The following is a 504-nucleotide window of genomic DNA, read 5'->3' on the forward strand; positions in this document are numbered from 1 at the left end:
TATAGTGGAATCACGTGATCACCAGGCTTTACTGAAGTCACTTCAGCCCCTACAGAAACAACCACACCAGCACCTTCATGACCTAGTACAGCGGGAAATATACCTTCTGGGTCATCACCTGATAAGGTAAAAGCATCTGTATGACAGACAGAGGTGTATAATATTTTTACTAATACCTCTTTTGCTTTTGGCTCTTCTACATCGATTTCTACAATTTGAAGTGGTTCTCCTGATTTAAACGCAACAGCAGCTCTACTTTTCAACTGAATCCCTACCTTCTTTTTTTATTATTTACATTACTAAGATTACACTTTATATTTTTAATTACAATACTGACAAATCCGTCACTATAAACATTTTTCGTGGTAAAAAGTCGGAAATTATGGTTATTCATTATAAGGACAAAGAATTTTTCAATGGACACGATTTAACTTTATCTGTAGATAGGAGGAAGTTGGAAAATAGCAATTATATGGATTTTGTTACACCGTTCACCTTTAAGAT

1 protein-coding gene and 1 pseudogene are annotated in these 504 nt (G+C 34.7%); one reads left to right on the plus strand and one right to left on the minus strand.

Going from position 1 to position 504, the window contains the following annotated elements:
- Window positions 1–263: alcohol dehydrogenase catalytic domain-containing protein (locus tag FOT98_RS30415; protein WP_186292149.1), on the minus strand; the 263-nt coding region annotated here is incomplete at its 3' end.
- Between the two features lie 23 nt (window positions 264–286).
- Here FOT98_RS30415 and FOT98_RS33180 point away from each other — a divergent pair.
- Window positions 287–504 (plus strand): annotated as a pseudogene (locus FOT98_RS33180) (winged helix-turn-helix transcriptional regulator); the annotation flags it as partial.

Origin of the sequence: Bacillus sp. HY001 (genome assembly GCF_007558965.1) — a bacterium.
In the GTDB taxonomy this organism is placed as follows: Bacteria; Bacillota; Bacilli; order Bacillales; family Bacillaceae_G; genus Bacillus_A; species Bacillus_A mobilis.